Source organism: Mycobacterium sp. 852002-51613_SCH5001154, from assembly GCF_001667425.1.
Classification (GTDB): domain Bacteria; phylum Actinomycetota; class Actinomycetes; order Mycobacteriales; family Mycobacteriaceae; genus Mycobacterium.
Window position 1 is genome coordinate 79,230 of record NZ_LZII01000056.1, and the last position, 16,173, is coordinate 95,402.

At 66.5% G+C, this 16,173-nt stretch carries 18 protein-coding genes; 7 read left to right on the plus strand and 11 right to left on the minus strand.

Going from position 1 to position 16,173, the window contains the following annotated elements; genetic code table 11:
* Positions 1-111: 111 nt before the first annotated feature.
* Both A5750_RS26640 and A5750_RS15800 read left to right on the plus strand, forming a co-directional pair.
* On the plus strand, positions 112-342 hold the full coding sequence (locus A5750_RS26640) for an excalibur calcium-binding domain-containing protein (protein WP_066956952.1): 231 nt from the start codon (positions 112-114) through the stop codon (positions 340-342).
* Positions 324-863, plus strand: coding sequence for a hypothetical protein (locus tag A5750_RS15800; RefSeq protein ID WP_231989225.1), 540 nt, complete (start codon positions 324-326; stop codon positions 861-863). The genes A5750_RS26640 and A5750_RS15800 overlap by 19 nt, the downstream gene beginning before the upstream one ends.
* Before the next feature lie 11 nt (positions 864-874).
* Here A5750_RS15800 and A5750_RS15805 read toward each other — a convergent pair whose 3' ends face one another.
* Together A5750_RS15805 and htpG are read right to left on the minus strand one after the other, a co-directional pair.
* The gene (locus tag A5750_RS15805; RefSeq protein ID WP_066956957.1) at positions 875-1,090 is read right to left on the minus strand and encodes a hypothetical protein; all 216 of its coding nucleotides are present in this window, start codon (positions 1,088-1,090) and stop codon (positions 875-877) included.
* Between the two features lie 104 nt (positions 1,091-1,194).
* The gene (gene htpG, locus A5750_RS15810; RefSeq protein WP_067264162.1) at positions 1,195-3,150 is read right to left on the minus strand and encodes a molecular chaperone HtpG; all 1,956 of its coding nucleotides are present in this window, start codon (positions 3,148-3,150) and stop codon (positions 1,195-1,197) included.
* Between the two features lie 111 nt (positions 3,151-3,261).
* On the opposite strand from htpG, the gene A5750_RS15815 reads away from it, so the two are divergent.
* Positions 3,262-3,879, plus strand: coding sequence for a TIGR03085 family metal-binding protein (locus tag A5750_RS15815; RefSeq protein WP_066956959.1), 618 nt, complete (start codon positions 3,262-3,264; stop codon positions 3,877-3,879).
* 47 nt (positions 3,880-3,926) lie between these two features.
* Here A5750_RS15815 and A5750_RS15820 read toward each other — a convergent pair whose 3' ends face one another.
* The 3 genes from A5750_RS15820 to A5750_RS15830 all read right to left on the minus strand — a co-directional run bounded on the left by A5750_RS15820 (position 3,927) and on the right by A5750_RS15830 (position 7,186).
* The gene (locus A5750_RS15820; RefSeq protein ID WP_066956962.1) at positions 3,927-5,474 is read right to left on the minus strand and encodes a class I adenylate-forming enzyme family protein; all 1,548 of its coding nucleotides are present in this window, start codon (positions 5,472-5,474) and stop codon (positions 3,927-3,929) included.
* Positions 5,471-6,316, minus strand: a complete 846-nt coding sequence (locus A5750_RS15825; protein WP_066956965.1) for an acyl-CoA thioesterase domain-containing protein — start codon at positions 6,314-6,316, stop codon at positions 5,471-5,473. Before A5750_RS15825 ends, A5750_RS15820 begins: the two co-directional genes overlap by 4 nt.
* Before the next feature lie 132 nt (positions 6,317-6,448).
* The gene (locus A5750_RS15830; RefSeq protein ID WP_197505434.1) at positions 6,449-7,186 is read right to left on the minus strand and encodes a VIT family protein; all 738 of its coding nucleotides are present in this window, start codon (positions 7,184-7,186) and stop codon (positions 6,449-6,451) included.
* A 331-nt stretch (positions 7,187-7,517) separates the two neighbouring features.
* Between A5750_RS15830 and A5750_RS26130 the strand changes: the two genes are divergently transcribed.
* The gene (locus tag A5750_RS26130; RefSeq protein ID WP_082959123.1) at positions 7,518-8,117 is read left to right on the plus strand and encodes a chitin-binding protein; all 600 of its coding nucleotides are present in this window, start codon (positions 7,518-7,520) and stop codon (positions 8,115-8,117) included.
* 217 nt (positions 8,118-8,334) lie between these two features.
* Positions 8,335-8,694, plus strand: coding sequence for a hypothetical protein (locus tag A5750_RS15840; protein ID WP_067264022.1), 360 nt, complete (start codon positions 8,335-8,337; stop codon positions 8,692-8,694).
* Positions 8,695-8,701: 7 nt separating this feature from the next.
* Here A5750_RS15840 and A5750_RS15845 read toward each other — a convergent pair whose 3' ends face one another.
* From A5750_RS15845 to A5750_RS15855, 3 genes are all read right to left on the minus strand, one after another.
* Positions 8,702-9,337 carry a class I SAM-dependent methyltransferase gene (locus tag A5750_RS15845; RefSeq protein WP_067264026.1) on the minus strand — a complete coding sequence of 212 codons (636 nt, stop codon included), beginning with the start codon at positions 9,335-9,337 and terminating at the stop codon, positions 8,702-8,704.
* Positions 9,334-10,266 carry an SAM-dependent methyltransferase gene (locus A5750_RS15850; protein ID WP_067264030.1) on the minus strand — a complete coding sequence of 311 codons (933 nt, stop codon included), beginning with the start codon at positions 10,264-10,266 and terminating at the stop codon, positions 9,334-9,336. The genes A5750_RS15845 and A5750_RS15850 overlap by 4 nt, the downstream gene beginning before the upstream one ends.
* A gap of 440 nt (positions 10,267-10,706) precedes the next feature.
* Positions 10,707-11,138, minus strand: a complete 432-nt coding sequence (locus tag A5750_RS15855; protein ID WP_067264034.1) for a nitroreductase family deazaflavin-dependent oxidoreductase — start codon at positions 11,136-11,138, stop codon at positions 10,707-10,709.
* Between the two features lie 126 nt (positions 11,139-11,264).
* Between A5750_RS15855 and A5750_RS15860 the strand changes: the two genes are divergently transcribed.
* Positions 11,265-12,281 (plus strand): YihY/virulence factor BrkB family protein, encoded by a 1,017-nt coding sequence (locus A5750_RS15860; protein ID WP_066958290.1) that lies wholly within the window; start codon positions 11,265-11,267, stop codon positions 12,279-12,281.
* Here A5750_RS15860 and A5750_RS15865 read toward each other — a convergent pair whose 3' ends face one another.
* The gene (locus A5750_RS15865) at positions 12,282-12,491 is read right to left on the minus strand and encodes a DUF3072 domain-containing protein (RefSeq protein WP_066958346.1); all 210 of its coding nucleotides are present in this window, start codon (positions 12,489-12,491) and stop codon (positions 12,282-12,284) included.
* Positions 12,492-12,565: 74 nt separating this feature from the next.
* On the opposite strand from A5750_RS15865, the gene A5750_RS15870 reads away from it, so the two are divergent.
* Entirely contained in the window at positions 12,566-13,069 is a 504-nt protein-coding gene (locus A5750_RS15870; RefSeq protein ID WP_066958292.1) for a DUF2505 domain-containing protein, read from the plus strand.
* 18 nt (positions 13,070-13,087) lie between these two features.
* On the opposite strand, the gene A5750_RS15875 is transcribed toward A5750_RS15870, so the two are convergent.
* Positions 13,088-13,411, minus strand: a complete 324-nt coding sequence (locus tag A5750_RS15875) for an STAS domain-containing protein (protein WP_066958348.1) — start codon at positions 13,409-13,411, stop codon at positions 13,088-13,090.
* Entirely contained in the window at positions 13,411-15,981 is a 2,571-nt protein-coding gene (locus tag A5750_RS15880) for a SpoIIE family protein phosphatase (protein WP_067264038.1), read from the minus strand. The genes A5750_RS15875 and A5750_RS15880 overlap by 1 nt, the downstream gene beginning before the upstream one ends.
* Between the last annotated feature and the right edge of the window lie 192 nt (positions 15,982-16,173).

Sequence of the window (16,173 nt, forward strand, 5' to 3'; positions counted from 1 at the left end):
CGATATCCACCTCTTGCTGGGCGGCCGGTTCACAGTGTTAGCTCTGTAGACAACAGCAACCACATCGGTATCGCTAATAGGAGGATTTCGAACATGCTTCGTGGATGGGTCATGGCCGGAGCAATCGCAGTGGGAATTGCCCTGGCTCCCCCGGCCCTGGCCGCCCCGTCGACGACGACAACCACGACGACGACCTCACCGACGACGGGTGGCAGCGTTTACTACCCGAACTGCAAAGCGGCGTGCGCCGCCGGCGCCGCCCCGATCTACGCGGGGCAGCCGGGATACCGGGCGCCGCTCGATCGTGACGGCGACGGCATCGCGTGCGAAGTCTGCCACTGACGCTGCGGCGCTCGACGTCCGTGCCCACGGCGCGAAGGCTCGCCATCATCTCGATCGCCTGGGCCGGTCTCCTGGCGTGCGGGTCGCAGCACGCCGCACCGCCCAACGCCTCGGGTTCGGGCGCGACAACGTCGTCGACGACTCCGAGCTCGAGCGCATCTAGAGCGGTCGCCCCGCCCGCGACCACCAGCACGCCGGCGTGCGTCGGGTTATCGATATGTCCGCCACCGCCGCCGGATGCCGAGGGAAATCCGGCGTGCTACTACGCCGACGGGTGGCGCGCCGACTCCTCAGGTGCCGGGATCGAGGTGTGGTACTTCCGTGACCCGAAAGACCCGTCCCAGCAGGCCAAGATCACGGCGCTGGTGCGCAAGAAGGATGGGACCAACGAATCCCAGGACGCCGACATCGCCGCCGACCAACAAGTGCATCGGTTCGGGTTCCCCAGCGTCGCGCCGGCGGCGGTGCAAGAGGTGTTGCTCAGCAGCGTCAGCGGCCGCTGCTTTGTCATCGGCGGCTGACGCCCGCGTGCTCAGCGTCTCGGGGGACGGTGGCTCACTGGAGCGGTAAAGCCTTGGGTGTCGTCGAAGTGGGCCCACTGCCCGTCGTCGTTGACCTCCATGCGCCAACCCAGCTCGGTACTGCCGCCAATCGAGTGGGTGAACCAGGCGTGCGCGGACTCCGCGCTGGCAAAATCCTTCGTCGCGATGACCCGCCCACGTGGGTCGATGACGCGAAACTCAGCCATGGGATGTGATTATCCCTGCCAGCGGCTTTTCAATCGAGCTAATCGCCCATTTGCCGACAAAGCCGACAGCGAACGGTGTTCTCGCGGATCTGGCAAATCCCGGACTACACGGTGCGGGTCAAGCGGTCAGCCAGCAGCTCGGCGAACCTCGCCGGATCGTCGAGCGCGCCGCCTTCGGCGAGAAGTGCTGTGCCGTAAAGCAATTCGGCGGTCTCGGCGACCTCAGCAAGTGCGACGTCGCCGTCAGCCTTCTTTTGCGCCTCGCGCAGCCCGGTCACCAGGGGATGGTTGGGGTTGAGTTCGAGGATCCGCTTGCCGACCGGGATGTCCTGCCCGGACGCACGGTAGAGCCGGGCGAGGGCGGGGGTGATTCCGAACGCGTCGGTGATCAGGCAGGCCGGCGAGTCCGTCAGGCGGCTGGAAAGCCGTACCTCCCTGACGTGCTCGCTCAACGTCTCCTTCATCCAGGTCAGCAAGTCGGCGAATTCCTTCTGCTGCTCCTCGCGCTCCGCCTCGCTCTCGTCGCCTTCGGAGCTGAGGTCCACCTCGCCCTTGGCGACCGACTGCAGCGGCTTGCCGTCGAACTCGGTCACGGTTCCCACCCAGACTTCGTCGACCGGGTCGGTGAGCAGTAGGACCTCGTAACCCTTGGCTTTGAACGCCTCGAGGTGCGGCGATTTCAGGATCTGTTGCCGCGTCTCCCCCGTGGCGAAGAAGATCTGCTCTTGGCCGTCCTTCATGCGCTCCACGTACTCGGCGAGGGTGGTGGCCTCCTCCTCGCTGTGCGTCGAGGCGAACGAGGATATTTGCAACAGGGTGTCCCGGTTGTCGAAGTCCGACAGCAGCCCCTCTTTGACGACTCTGCCGAACTGGGTCCAGAAGTTGCGGTAGTCGTCCGGCCGGTCGGACTGCAGTTCCTTGATGGTGGAGAGGACCTTCTTGGTGAGGCGCCGGCGAATCGCCTTGATCTGCCGGTCCTGCTGCAGGATTTCGCGCGACACGTTGAGCGACATGTCCTGGGCGTCGACGACGCCCTTGACGAAGCGCAGGTATTCGGGCATGAGCTGGTCGCAATCGCCCATGATGAACACCCGCTTGACGTACAGCTGAATCCCGGTCTGAGCGTCGCGGTTGAACAGGTCGAACGGCGCGTGGGACGGGATGAAGAGCAAGGCCTGGTATTCGAAGGTGCCCTCGGCCTTCATCGCGATGATTTCGAGCGGGTCATCCCAGGCGTGCGCGATGTGCTTGTAGAACTCCTGGTATTCCTCCTCGGAGACCTCTTCCTTGGGCCGCGCCCAAAGCGCCTTCATCGAGTTGAGGGTCTCGGTATCGATGACGACCTCTTCGCGGGTCTCTTCCGAGCCTTCCTCGACAGGAACCTGGATCCGCCGTTCGACCTCCATCCGGATCGGCCAGGCGATGAAGTCGGAGTACTTCTTCACCAGGCCCCGGATCTTCCACTCCGAGGTGTAGTCGTGCAGCTCGTCCTCGGCGTCCTCGGGCTTGAGGTGCAGCGTGACCGACGTTCCCTGCGGAGCGCTCTCGACGGCTTCGATGGTGTAGGTGCCCTCGCCGCTCGACTCCCATCGGGTCGCTTCGCTCTCGCCGGCCTTGCGGGTGAGCAGCTCGACCTTGTCGGCGACCATGAAGCTCGAGTAGAAACCGATGCCGAACTGACCGATCAGTTCCTCCGAGGCGGCCTCGTTCTTGGCGTCCTTTGCCTCCCTCAACTGCTGGCGCAGTTCCGCGGTGCCCGACTTGGCCAGGGTGCCGATCAGACCGACGACCTCGTCCCGCGTCATACCGATGCCGTTGTCACGGATGGTCAGCGTGCGTGCGTCCTTGTCCACCTCGACCTCGATGTGCAGGTCGGAGGTGTCCACGTCGAGGTCCTTGTTCCGGAAGGCTTCCAGCCGGAGCTTGTCCAATGCGTCGGAGGCGTTCGAGATCAACTCCCGCAGAAACGAATCCTTATTGGAATAGACGGAGTGGACCATCAGGTCCAGCAACTGTCGGGCCTCTGCCTGAAACTCCAACTGCTCGACACGCGCGTTCATCGACATTCCCTACATTTCTCCCAGGACATGACGTTTCAAATTTACCGAGGTGCGAAGCGCTCGTGTCCGGGGGTTCGCCCGTAGCGATCACGTCGGGCCTACGCTGAACAGATGTCTGTTGCTCAACGCGAACGAGCCGCCCTTGTCGACACTCTGCGCGGCGTGGGACCCGATGCGCCCACCCTCTGCGAAGGGTGGAAGACGCGGGACCTCGCCGCCCACCTCGTCATCCGCGAGTACCGGCCCGACGCCGCTCCGGGCATCGTCATCCCCTTCTTCGCCCAGCACACCGAGAAGGTCCAGGACCAGACGGCCGAGACCGAGTGGGGCGAGCTGGTGGACAAGGTCGCGTCCGGCCCGCCGGTGTACTCACCGCTCAAGCTGCTCGACGCGGTGGCCAACGTCGCCGAGATGTTCATCCATCACGAGGACGTGCGCCGCGCCCAGCCGGGCTGGAACCCGCGCGAGCTGGAGCCCGCCCTGGCCGCCAGGCTGCGCCGCACCCTGCCGCTGATGGCCCGGGTCACGCTCGCCAAGGTGCCGGGCCGGGTGGCGTTGCGCACCCCGGAGGGCAAGACGCTGCTGACTGCGGGCCGAGGCCCGGCGGTCACGGTGACCGGTGCACCTGAGGAGCTGCTGCTGTTCGCGGTCGGGCGCTCCGCTCGAGTGGAGTTCGACGGCGACGCATCCGCGGTACAGGCCGTCCGGGATGCGCCCAAAGGGCTTTAGTCGCTCGACGACCGCACCCTCAACTTTTCTCGTGACTGTCTCGATGATCAGCCGAAGGCCTCGCGAAGCTCTTTCTTGACCACCTTGCCGAATTGATTGCGCGGCAGCGCATCGACGATCACGAGGCGCTCGGGATGTTTGTAGCGGCTCAGTCCGCGTGAATGGCAGTGCCGCACCAGCGATTCCAACGACAGGCCCTCAGCCGACGCCGGCACCACCACCGCGCATACGCGCTCACCGGTGCGTGGGTCGGGGACCCCGATGACCGCGACGTCGGCGACCGCGGGATGGGTGGCCAGCACATTCTCGACTTCGAGGGCCGACACGTTCTCCGCGTTGCGGATGATCGCATCCTTGATGCGCCCGGTCACGCGGACGTTGCCGTCCTCGTCGACCAGCCCGAGATCGCCTGTGCGGAGCCAGCCGTCCTGGTCGAACGCGTCGGCGTCGAGCGTGGCGTCCGCGTACCCGAGAAAGCACTGCGGTCCCTTGAGGCGCAGCTCACCTTCCTGCCCGACGGGCAGTTCGGCTTCGTCGCCGCCGACCACCCGGACACTGACTCCCGCCGTCGGCGCGCCGACAGTGTGGTCGAGCGACTCGGGCGCGGCGCTCAGCGATGGTGAAGCCGCCACCGGGAATTCGGTGAGCCCCCACGCGTTGGCGATGCCGGGCAGGCCGAAGGCCTCGCGGATTTGGCGGCCCAGTTCGGCCGTGATCGGCGCGCCGCCGGCCAGGCAGCCGCGGAGGAAGGGAAACAGCGGCTGGTCGCCATGGGCTCGTTGGGCCTCGAGGAATCCGACGAAGAACGGGGTTGCCGTGCCGAGGAAAGTCGGTTTGTGCTCCGCGATGGAAAACGGTGTCGTCGCCGGGTCGAATACCTCAAAGAGCGCCAGCCGCATGCCGGTTCGCAGCGCGGCGGCCAGCATGACCGCCCCGCCGATGTGCGCGACCGGAAAGGCGATGGGATCGACGTCGCTGCCGGTGATGCCGATCGCGCTGACCAGTCCTGATGCGCCGGCGATCACCGATGCGTCGGTATGGCGGATTCCTTTGGGCGCCGCGGTGGTTCCCGACGAGTAATAGACCCAGCGCGCGTCGCGGGCGGACGCCGGCGGCGGCCCGAGCGCGTCCGTGGCAGCGCGGGGCAGCCGCAGCTTGCCGTCGTCCGGCGGCGTCGCCAAGTCAACGGTGATGACTTCGAAGCCCCGCGTCGCGGCCAGGTTCCGCGCCAGCGCGCCGTACTCGAATCCGCGCCAAAGTTTGGGCACCACAAGGTATTCCGAGGACAGCTGCTCGGTGATGAAGCCGACCTCGTGCTCTCGCAGTATCGGGATGATGGGATTTTGCACCGCGCCGATCCGGGCCAGCGCCGCCATGACGACCATGGTCTCGAGCGTGGTCGGCAGCTGCCAGGACACGACGGTTCCCGCGCGAATCCCGCGTTCGGTGAACGCGGCGGCGGTCGCGCAGGCGGCATCGTGGAACTCACGGGTGGTCAGGCTGCGCCCCATGTCATCGGCGAGCAGCGGCCGCGGCGAGGCCTGCGCCGCGTCGGCAATCAGCGTCCAGTAGGTGGCGTCGCTCCCGATGCTCATTCGTTCGTCGGATTGACCTGCGTCGGGCGGAATCCCGAGTGGGCTATCGCGACCGACACAGCACTGCCGATGGGCCCCTTGCGGTCGACGAGCACGGCCGACCCCGTGGCCACGCCCTCATGGCTGTAATGCGTCAACGACGCCATGCCGATATGGGGCCCTTCGGGCAGCCGGCTCAACGTGAGCGTGTAGTCGGCGTTGATGAATTGCAGACCGTTCGTGCCCCAGTTGGCAAGGGACGCCGTGATATCGGCCGCCATGGCCGCGCGGGTGAAGGCACTGAGCGGTTCGCCGTCGATGAGGCAGCGTGTCTCATAGAGCCAGGTGTATTTCGGACCGGAGGTGTCAACCCATTCGGGATCGCGATTCTGCAGTTCGGTGCCCCAGCCATAGGTGCGCATGAACAGCGTGGGTTGCGCGCCGTCCTCGATGGGTAGCGGCGGCATCTGCAGATTCGGCGACCACACCTGCCCCTCCGGCTGAGGGCCGCGCCGTAGGAACAAGGCGCTCCCCCGCGCCACGGGGACACCACGCTGGGTGAGGACCGCCTCGACGAGGCGTAGCCGCCGACGATCGTGGTGCACGGTGGTGTGCACCTCGATGGGTTCCAGCGCGGCCGGTGCGGGAAGGTCGACGGTCAGCCGCGCGGGTTGCAGTTGTGGGTCGTCGACCGCGCGTTCAACGGCCCAACCCAGCAGTCCGCCAACCACGTGCCCGCTGAGCGAGGGGCCCCACCCACCGCGCCCGATCGGATTTGGCACGAAACGGGTTTCGTCGCGCTGGAAGTACGGCGTCTGCGCCGCTGAATCAACGTCATCCGGCACGAAATTCGTTTCGGTCAATGCGCGACGCTCCGCCCAGAGTTGGGTCCCCCGTGTGGGGATGGCAACAGTTGATATTACTGTTTGAATTCCAGTCCCCCGGGCCGACCTCTCTCAGGTCAATCCCCTAGCCGAGCAAGGGTGTTGGCACCCTTAGGCGATCGCCGCACCGACCAAGTGGCCGATCACGTATGTGATCGACAACGCGAGACCACCTCCGATGACATTGCGCAGGACCGCCCGGCCCCTCGGCGCCCCACCCAAACCGGCCGATACCGCCCCGGTGAGCACCAGCGCGGCGAGTACCGCGGCCACGGTGACCGGGATTCTCCACGTCGCGGGCGGCGCCAAGATCGCGATCAACGGCAGGAGGGCGCCGACTGCGAACGACAGCGCCGAGGAAGACGCGGCCTGCCACGGGTTGGTCAGCTCCTCGGGATTGATACCGAGTTCGACTTCGGCATGGGCGAGGAGCGGATTGTGGTCAGTGAGTTCCTCGGCCACGGTGCGCGCGGTCGCGGCGTTCAGGCCTTTGGCTTCGTACAGGGCGGCAAGCTCGTCCAACTCGGCGGCCGGATCGTCACGCAGCTCCTGGCGCTCCTTGTGCAACAGCGCCTTCTCGGTGTCACGCTGGGTGCTCACCGACACGTATTCGCCCAGCGCCATCGACACGGCCCCGGCGACCAGTCCGGCGGTGCCGGCGGTCAATACCGGAGCGCGTTCCACCGTCGCGGCCGCGACTCCCACCACGATGCCCGCCGTCGAGACGATTCCGTCGTTGGCGCCCAGGACTCCGGCGCGCAACCAATTCAATTTCGATGACACCGAACCCGAATGCGGTTCGGACGGATGCGGATGCGACGGACTCGACACGGCCGCAACGATATACATCAAAGACCCGCTCGACTAGGAAACGTAGCCTTTCCAAAGCGGCTACCAGCCTCTCGGCCTCGCCGGGTCTCCTGAAGGCGGCCGTGTCAAGCCGGCGTCGATCCGCGACACGTAAACGTCTGCGGCGACACGCCGTCGCGGGTCGCAGTGGTTTATATCTCGCGGTTCCCCCGGGGGCCGTCCATCTTCCGTTACGCCGACACCCAGGTCGGCGCGCCCCAGAAGTTCTGCTTGGGCCACGCACAGCCGATGCATAGGCAAGCTATCTATGGTCGGTTTGTGTAAGGGGGGATTCCGAGGCATTCACTAATAGTTAGACAGGTGAAGGACTATGAAATTTAAGCAAATACTTGGGGGGATAACCGTCGCCGGTGCCCTGAGCGCCGCAGTGTTGGGCATGGGGGGCGGCGTCGCCAACGCCGCTCCGGGAGCGCCGCCGCCCGGTCCTGCCGGTAACCACGGTGGTCCGGCTCCCGGAGGTGTCCATCCGCCGAACGCACCCGGTGACCCGGGCGGACCCGGCGGCCCGGGTGGGCCGGGTGGACCAGGCGGACCCGATCATCCCGGCGGACCTCCGGGTGGACCCGGCGGACCCGATCATCCGGGCGGACCTCCCGGTGGCCCCGGCGGACCCGATCATCCGGGTGGACCCGGCGGCCCCGGCGGACCTGGCGCGCCCGATCATCCGGGCGGACCCTGGCACGGAGACGCCCACCGCGGCTACTTCCGGGGTGCCCCGTGGGGTGACGGGCCGGCACCTTGGGGACCCGGTGAGCCGCCCCGGCCCGCGTGGGACCGGCCGCTCCCCCCGCCCGGCGGGCAGTGGGGATATGGCCCGATCAACTACTGGGGCTACCAGGAAACTCCCGTGTGGGACCCCGGATTCAATCAGTGGGGCTTCTGGTTCTTCGGGGTTTGGATTCCGCTGTAAACAGCGGTAAAAGCAACGCCCGCTTCGCCACTCGGCGAGGCGGGCGTTGTGCTGTCAGTCGATAGCTCCGGGACTTTTGGCCTTTCGGTGCGGGCCGTCCGCCATGCCATAGGTGCCGTATGGCCCTCGTTTGACGGGTCTCGATAGCGAAACATCGAGGTCACAGTTGCGTTTCCGCACCTGCCTGGCCTGTGTAATCGACTGAAGGGGAGGCGCGATGACCACGCCTGACTTCAAGCCCGCTATCTCGCGGCAGGCGCCAGACCCGCGTGTGACCCTCCTGTACGCAGGCACACTGGTCGTCGCCGTGGTGTCGGGAATCTGCGCACTGGTCGCTCTTGCGGCCGGCTCGCCGCTTCAATTCGGTATCTCGGCGGCGGTATTCGGCGCCAGCTGGATCGCCACCGACTTCATCGAACGGACGGTTGCGCGCGGGCGGGAGCGTTTCGCTCGGCGCTGTGAAATCACCGTGGGGCGGTCCGTCCCCGGCTACCGACCCTCGCGCGTCGTGTACACCGGTGACTACGAGCATTTCTCGCGACCGGCCCCACGCGTCGTGAGCAAGCTAGCCGCCTGACGACCGCTCAGCCCTTGGTGCCGACGGTGATCAGGTCGGAGATGATCCGCGTCCAGGCCGGCCGTGGGATGCGGTGCTGATCGCTGATGACGAACCCGGCGCCTTCGAACAAAGACTTCATCTCCGCCGGCGACGCATTGTGTTGCGGTTTCCACCTATTCGCCGACGATGCCTGCAGCCGCGGTTGCCGCGTACTCAGGGCCGCGACGGCCACCAACCCGCCCGGCGCCAGCACGCGGTGGAATTCGCACAACGCCGCGGGCTGGTCAAAGAAGTGGAACGCCGAGGTGGTCACCACGGCGTCGAGCGCGCCGTCGTCGAAGGGCAGCTGCTCAGCCGGGCCGCGCAACCACTGCACTCGGTCGGTTCTGGCGCGCGCCTGGGCGAGCATACCGTCGGACATGTCTACACCGTAGATCTCGTCCGGCTCCAGCTCGCGGGCAATCCGATCACTGAGAATGCCCGTGCCGCAGGCGATATCGGCGATCTTGCGGGCGTGGTGGGCGCGCAACTGCGCAATCACCTCATCGTGCGGCGGGCGGTAAACCCACTGCTGCAGGAACGGCAGATCGTACGCCGGAGCCAAAAAGCTCCAGAGCCGCGTGACCGCGTCGTTGAGTCCTCGTCGACTCGGTGCCGTCATTCGCTCAGCACCGAGCTGTAGTAGACGGTGTCGGCGACGGACACCGAGTCGTTCGCCTGCGGAATCGCCGCCAGCCCACTGTCAGCCAGCAGCTCACTCATCTGAGTGCCGACCGTCTGCCATCCCAGGTTTTTCAGGTAGTCGGCGACCTCGTTGCGCTCACCCCCGAAACCCAGCTCTTCCCAATCCAGCTCGAAGCCGTGGTCGCGCCATTTGGCGGTGGCCCTGCGCATCATTTCCCGCGCTTTTTCGACGTCCTGCTGCGGCCGGTCCGGGATGGCTTCAACAGCCAGCCTGCTGCCCTGGGCACTCAGCGCGGAGATGTTGTCCAGCAAGCGGTCCTGAGCCTCTGGCGGCAGGTACCCGAAGAGACCTTCCGCGATCCATGCGGTCGGGCGGCCCTTGTCAAAACCGGCATCCACCAACGCTTTCGACCAGTCAAGTCGCAAGTCAATTGCGACCGTGCGCAGGTCCGCCCGGGGGGCGGCACCCAGCTTCGCCAGGGTGGTGGTCTTGAACTCGATCACCTCCGGCTGGTCGATTTCGAACACGGTCATGTCGGCGGGCCATTCCAGCCGGTAGGCGCGTGCGTCGAGGCCGGACGCCAGGATCACCGCCTGACGGATCCCGGCTCGCGCCGCGTTGTGAAAGAAGGTGTCGAAGAACCGGGTCCGGGCGGCCATCGCCACGGGCATGTGCTCGAGTTTCCAACCGGATTCGTGGTCGTCGACGTCGGCCGCGACGAGGTCGCCGTCGACCCATCGCGTGAAGAAGTCCACGCCCACGGCGCGAACCAGTGGTTCGGCGAAACGGTCCTCGATCAGCGGGTTGTCGGCCTTGGTAGCGATCGCTCGGGCCGCGGCCACCATCGTGGCCGTCGCGCCCACACTGGTGGCCAAATCCCAGGTGTCGTTGTCCGTGCGTGGCATACGTTTGGTCCCCTCGGTCTAAGCGATACTTAGCCAGTATAACGACCGCCAGGGGCGATAAGTTCCCGAGCATTTCGCGGCAGGTCGCCGCGCGGCTCAGACGTCCGGCTACCGACCCCTACCCCGGACCGGGACCACCCGGGCCGCCAGGACCACCCGGTCCACCGGGGCCACCGGGGCCACCGGGGCCACCGGGGCCACCCGGCCCGTTCACGGCGGGGACCCAGGGCACGCATTGATGCAAGTCCACGCTCCACACAAACCCCGCAGCGCAATTGGGGTCGGCCCGGCCGATCGCCGGTGCCGCAACTGCCGGCAACATCGCCAACGCGAGGGCGAACGCGCCGAATGCCCAGACACGTACCAACTGCTTGATTGTCATGTCGGTCTCCTCCCGGGCCCGATATTCATTTTGCGACACGTACCCATTGGCGGTGCTGTTATTCGGTAACCAGTTCGAAGACCGGGATGACCCGGTCGGTGCGCTCCTGATACTCGCCAAACCCGGGCGCCCGCTCGACGACGATCCGATAAACGGAATCGCGCTCGCCGCGGGGTAATTCGCGCACCGTCGCCGGTTTGGGGGCCTGTGAGCCGATCTCCACAGTCACCCGCGGGTTGGCGCGGATGTTGTGCACCCAGGCCGGGTTGCTGTTCCGGCCCGCGGCGGATCCGACGATATAGATTTTGCCGTCGACGTCGAAATAGGCGACGGGGTTCACCCGGTGCGCACCGCTGCGCGCACCGGTCGACGTCAACAGCAGCAACGGAAAGCCCTCGAACTGTCCACCCACCTTGCCCCCGTTGCGGCGGAATTCCTCGATATTGCGCTCGTTGAAATCGCGCTCCGATTGCATTGCCTCATCGACCATCACCCCATCCTGGCATGGGCATCCGGCCACCGAGCGACCCGCGATTGATCGCCGCCGAATCCGGGTACCACCTGGGACATCCCATCGGGGGGGTATCCGCTTCCGTAGAAACGAAGTGAGCAAGAGATGGTCGGCTGGCTGGACAGGCTGCAGCGCCGAAACCGCGCGGCGGGTGTGGTGATCGGCGTCGTTTACAAATACCTCGACGATCAAGGCGGTTACCTGTCCGCCCTGATCACCTACTACGGGTTCGTGTCGCTGTTCCCGCTGTTGCTGCTGTTGACGACCGGCCTCGGGGTCATCCTGGCCGGACGCCCCGACCTGCAGGAACAAGTGCTGCACAGCACCTTGAGCCAATTCCCCGTCATCGGCAATCAGCTGCATGAGCCCGCCGGGCTCAGCGGAGGAACCGTAGCCATAGTCGTCGGCGTCCTCGGCGCGCTTTACGGGGGTCTGGGCGTCGGCCAGGCGGTGCAGAACGCGATGGACTCGGTGTGGGCCGTCCCGAGAAACAAGCGTCCTGATCCGATTCGCTCACGCCTGCGCAGCTTGATGTTGTTGTTGGTCCTCGGCTCGGCGGCCCTAGCCGCTACCGCCCTGTCCGCGGCCGGCCAGGCCACCGGGGCGCTAGGCGTATTCGGAAAAATCGGCGTGGCACTGGTGGCCGTGGTGATCAATGCGTTGATCTGCCTGGTGGCATTTCGCGTGACGACCGCGCGAGAACTCACCTACCGTCAAGTCTTACCGGGAGCGCTTGCGGCAGCCGTGATCTGGCAGATATTGCAGTGGGGCGGTGCCGGATACATCCGCCACACTGTGAAGACGGCCAGCGCTACCAACAGCGTCTTCGCATTGGTGCTGGGATTGCTTGCCTTCCTTTTCCTGATCTCGTCCGCGCTGGTGCTGTGCGCCGAGATCAATGTCGTCCTGGTGGAAGGGCTTTACCCGCGGGCCTTGCTCACTCCGTTCACCGACGACGCGGAACTCACACCGGCTGACCGCAAGACCTACACCAAGAAGGCAAAAGCCGAGCGCGTCAAGGGCTTTCAGCGCGTCAGCGTCAGGTTCGGCGACCTCCGCCGCAAGGCGGCCGACCCCCCGACGCCGACGACGCCGACCGTCCACAGCCGGCCCGCCGGCTAGTCAGTTACCACGTCCGGTTTGTTGCTGCAGTTCGTCGATGAGCTCCGACGCTTGCGCCTTCGTCAAATCGTCGGGAACCTCGCGCCCTGCCTCCTGCGCCAAGGTGTGCACGTAGCTGCGCTGCGGACCGGTCATCGGCTCGTCGCCGGTCACCCACTCAGACGTTTCCTTCTCGGGATTCTCGCTTGGTGCCTGTCGGTTGTCTGTCATGTCCTTCACCTCCGCGACGAGGGATAGCCATCGCACGTACGTTCGAAACATGGTGCTTTGGAAGAATCGTTGCCATGTCGCGTTCCTTCGACATCCTGATCGAATCGCCCGCCAGCGTTGAGCAGATCCATACGACGTTCGGCCGCGAGGACTACTGGCTGGCCCGCCTGAAAGCCAGCAACGCCCCCACGACGCTCGATTCGCTGGTAGTTGACGCCGACGGCACCGTGACAGTTCGCGCCACCCAGCACGTGGCCCGCCAGGTAATGCCCACGCTCATTGCCAGAGCCGTCCCCGGCGAGCTGAAGATCGTCCACAGCGAGACATGGCGACCAGCCGGCGACGGCGAGGTCCGCGGCCAAATCAGCGTCGTCAGCTCCGGCGGCATTGGATCGGGCCGTGCGGAAGCGTGGATGGCGCCCGCGGGCAACGGCGCGCGGCTGCGCTTCGCCGTGGAGGTCGCGGTCAAAATCCCGTTGGTGGGCCGCAAATTCGAGAAGTCGATGGAAGCCGACCTGACTAAGAGCATCCCCGCGCTACAGCACTTCACCAGCACTTGGATCGCCGAAAACCCCTGACTTCGCGCCGGAAGCTCGTCAGTTCTCCGATGACGGCGACGCGGGATCGACGGCAACCAGTTCGGTGAGGCCGCTGATGGTGAGGATCGGCATCAAGATCGGGTGGGCGATCAGGTGGATGTGGTCGGCGTGGGTGAACAGCGCGTTGATGGCGGCGCTGTCGAGGTATTCGACGCCACTGAGGTCGACCGTGAGCGGGCCGCCGCCGGGGGACTCGCCGCTCGCGCTGGTCAGGGCCTGGACGAACGTGTCGATGTTGCTCAGATCGATCTCCCCCGCGGCGACCAACATCAGTTTCCCGTCGTCTCGGCGCGCGGTGTCGAGGGTGAGCGACGTGGGCATCATGTGATCCTCGCGGATAGGTGAACCGTGGTCCCGGCGGCGTCGGGGCTGATGGTCACGTCGTGCATGAGCCCTCGCATGAGGGCGATACCCCGGCCCCGATGGGGATAGCTGGCCGGTTGCGGAACCTTCCACGAGCCGGTGTCGGTGATAGTCAGCTGCACCTGGTCGACCAGTGCGGTCGCGCCCAGGCTGATCGTGCCTTCCGGCTTGTCGCGGTGACCGTGCTCGATGGCGTTGGCGACGGCCTCCCCGGCGGCGACGAGCACGTTCATCGCCTGTTCCGGGTCCAGACGGGTCCGCATCAACCAGGTGCGCAACGCGGTTCGCGCCGGGGCGAGGTGGCTGACGTCGGCAGGGAACGTCAGCTCCAGCGGCGCGGGATGGCGATAAAGCATCAGGACGACATCATCCTGGTAGCCGCCGTCAGGGGCCAGGCCGGACATGATGTCGTTCGCCAAGTCGTCGAGCATGGACGCGCGGCCGTCCTGCACCAGCCCTGCCGCGCGGGAGATCCCCTGTCCCAGTGCGGTGCGGCGGCGTTCGACCAGCCCGTCCGTGTAGAGCAGCAGGGTCGCGCGCGCCGGCATGGTCACCCGGGCCTCGGGGCGCGACCAGCCGGCTCGTACTCCCAGCGCGATGGTGTGGCCGTCATCGAGGATCTGGGTGGTGCCGTCCGAGTGGACCAGGATGGGCGGCGGGTGCCCGGCGCTCGAATAGACCAGCTCACCGGTCTCGGGGTTGAGCACCGCGCAGACGGCCGTAGTGCACTGGGCGCCGGGCAGCCGCGCGGCGAAGCGATCCATCCCGGCAAGAGCGGCGCCGGGGCTGGGATTCTCGAACAGCAACGCGCGGCAGGCGCTGCGCACCTGACCCATGACGGTGGCGGCGGCGAGGCCGTGCCCCACGCAGTCGCCGACGACCATTGCGATGCGCCCGTCCTCCAGGTCGACGATGTCGTACCAGTCACCGCCCACCTGCAGGGGCCGGCTGGCGGCCTGATAGCGGACCGCGAAACCGTGCGGCAGATCGGCCGGGCCGAGGATCGCGTGTTGCAGCGCCAGGGCGGTCTCGCGCTGCTGGTCGACCTGATGGACCCGCTGCAGCCCCTGGCCGAGCCGGCCTGCGAGCACCGTGAGCAAGGTCTGGTCCTCGAGGGTGAACGCGCGACGCTCGGCCAGATCGATCCAGACAACGAGCACGCCCTCGGGGTGCTGCAGCGCGATGCCTGCGGCCCCGGCCTCGCCCGTTCTCGTGGTGAGCAAGTCACCGTCGCGCAATGCGCTGAGCACCTTTTGGGTGTGGGACGGCAGGTCGCCCCACTGCGCGGGCTCGCCGACCGACACGACGAGCGGCGCGCCAAAGGCGGTTCCGGTGGAGGAAGTGTGCGTCGGGAAGGTGACAGCCAGGACTCGGCGCGCCCGCCACAGTCGGCGCAATTCCTCGGCGGCGGCGTTCACCGCGTCGTCGACGGTGTCCGCCTGGGCGAGTTCCTGGTTGAGCGCGTGTTCACGACCCGCCGCCAACGCCAGGGCGATAGCCGCGTGCCGGGCGAAGTCGCTGACGAGCTCGAGGTAATCGTCGCCGAATGGTGACTGCTGGGGGTCGCGAGCGACCGCGATGACGCCGAGCACCGCGCCGTCCGCGATCAGCGGCATGACGATCGCCGAGCGTTCACCGACGTCGGTGAACCCCTCGATCGGATATTGAAAGGACTCGGTGATCAGCGGTTGGCCGCGCCGCGCGACACCACCCGTAGTGGAGCCGTCCATCGGCACCTGGCGACCGATCACCTCCGAGGAGTACCGCCCCGCCGTCGCGGCCACCACCAGGGTGTCGACCTCGTCGGCAGGCAGATCGGGCTCCTTCGGAATCAGCAAAATCGCCTGTTCGGCGCCGGCCAACTCCAGCGCTCTGTTCACGATGAGCTGCAACGGCCCGGTCTGGGGGTCGCCCGACAGCAGCGCGGTGGTGATCTCCCGGCTGGCCTTCGTCCATCTGGCCGTCTCACGTTCTCGCTCGAACAGGCGCGCGTTGTCGATGGCGGCCGCCGCGGCCGTCGCCAAGGCCCGCACCGCGGCCGCCTGGGAGTCGGAGAAGACTCGGCCGGTCCGGTCGTCGGCGAGGTAGAGGCTCCCAAAGTCCGCGCCCCGCACGGTGATCGGTAATCCGAGGAGGGCCTGCAAGGGCGGATCTTGGGCCTGCAGGTTGGCGGCCTGCGGATGAGCACTCACATCTTCGAGACGGAGACCCTCCCCGACCGGCAGATCGCCGAGCCGCCGGGCGGTGTCGTCATCGATTCCCGCGCGGACGAAAGTGGCCAGGGCGCCGTCGGCAGCGCGGATACCCAGGGCGGCGTAGCGGCAGCCGGTCAGCTCCATCGCCCCCTTGACGATCCGGTGCAACGTCACGTCCAGGTCCAGATCAGAACCGATTTCGCTGATGACCCGCACCAGTTGTTCCATCTGGTCGCGGGCTTCGACCAGCTCGTCGAGCTGCTCATGAATCTGGCTCACCAGCTCACGCCGGCCCTCCCAGGTAAACGCCGATCCACCCCCTTCGTTGCCCATGGATACAAACCTAACTGCTCACGCTCGTGAGCATTCCAGTGGCGGTGACTTCGGGCCTGGATGCGACGCCTTTACTCGACCTTGACCGTGCATTGAATCCCCCCACCGACGATGGCTGATGTGAGTACGCTTCCATCGGTGGAACTGGGGGTTTTGGGACCTCTCCAGGTCCGGCTAGACGGGGCGCCCGTC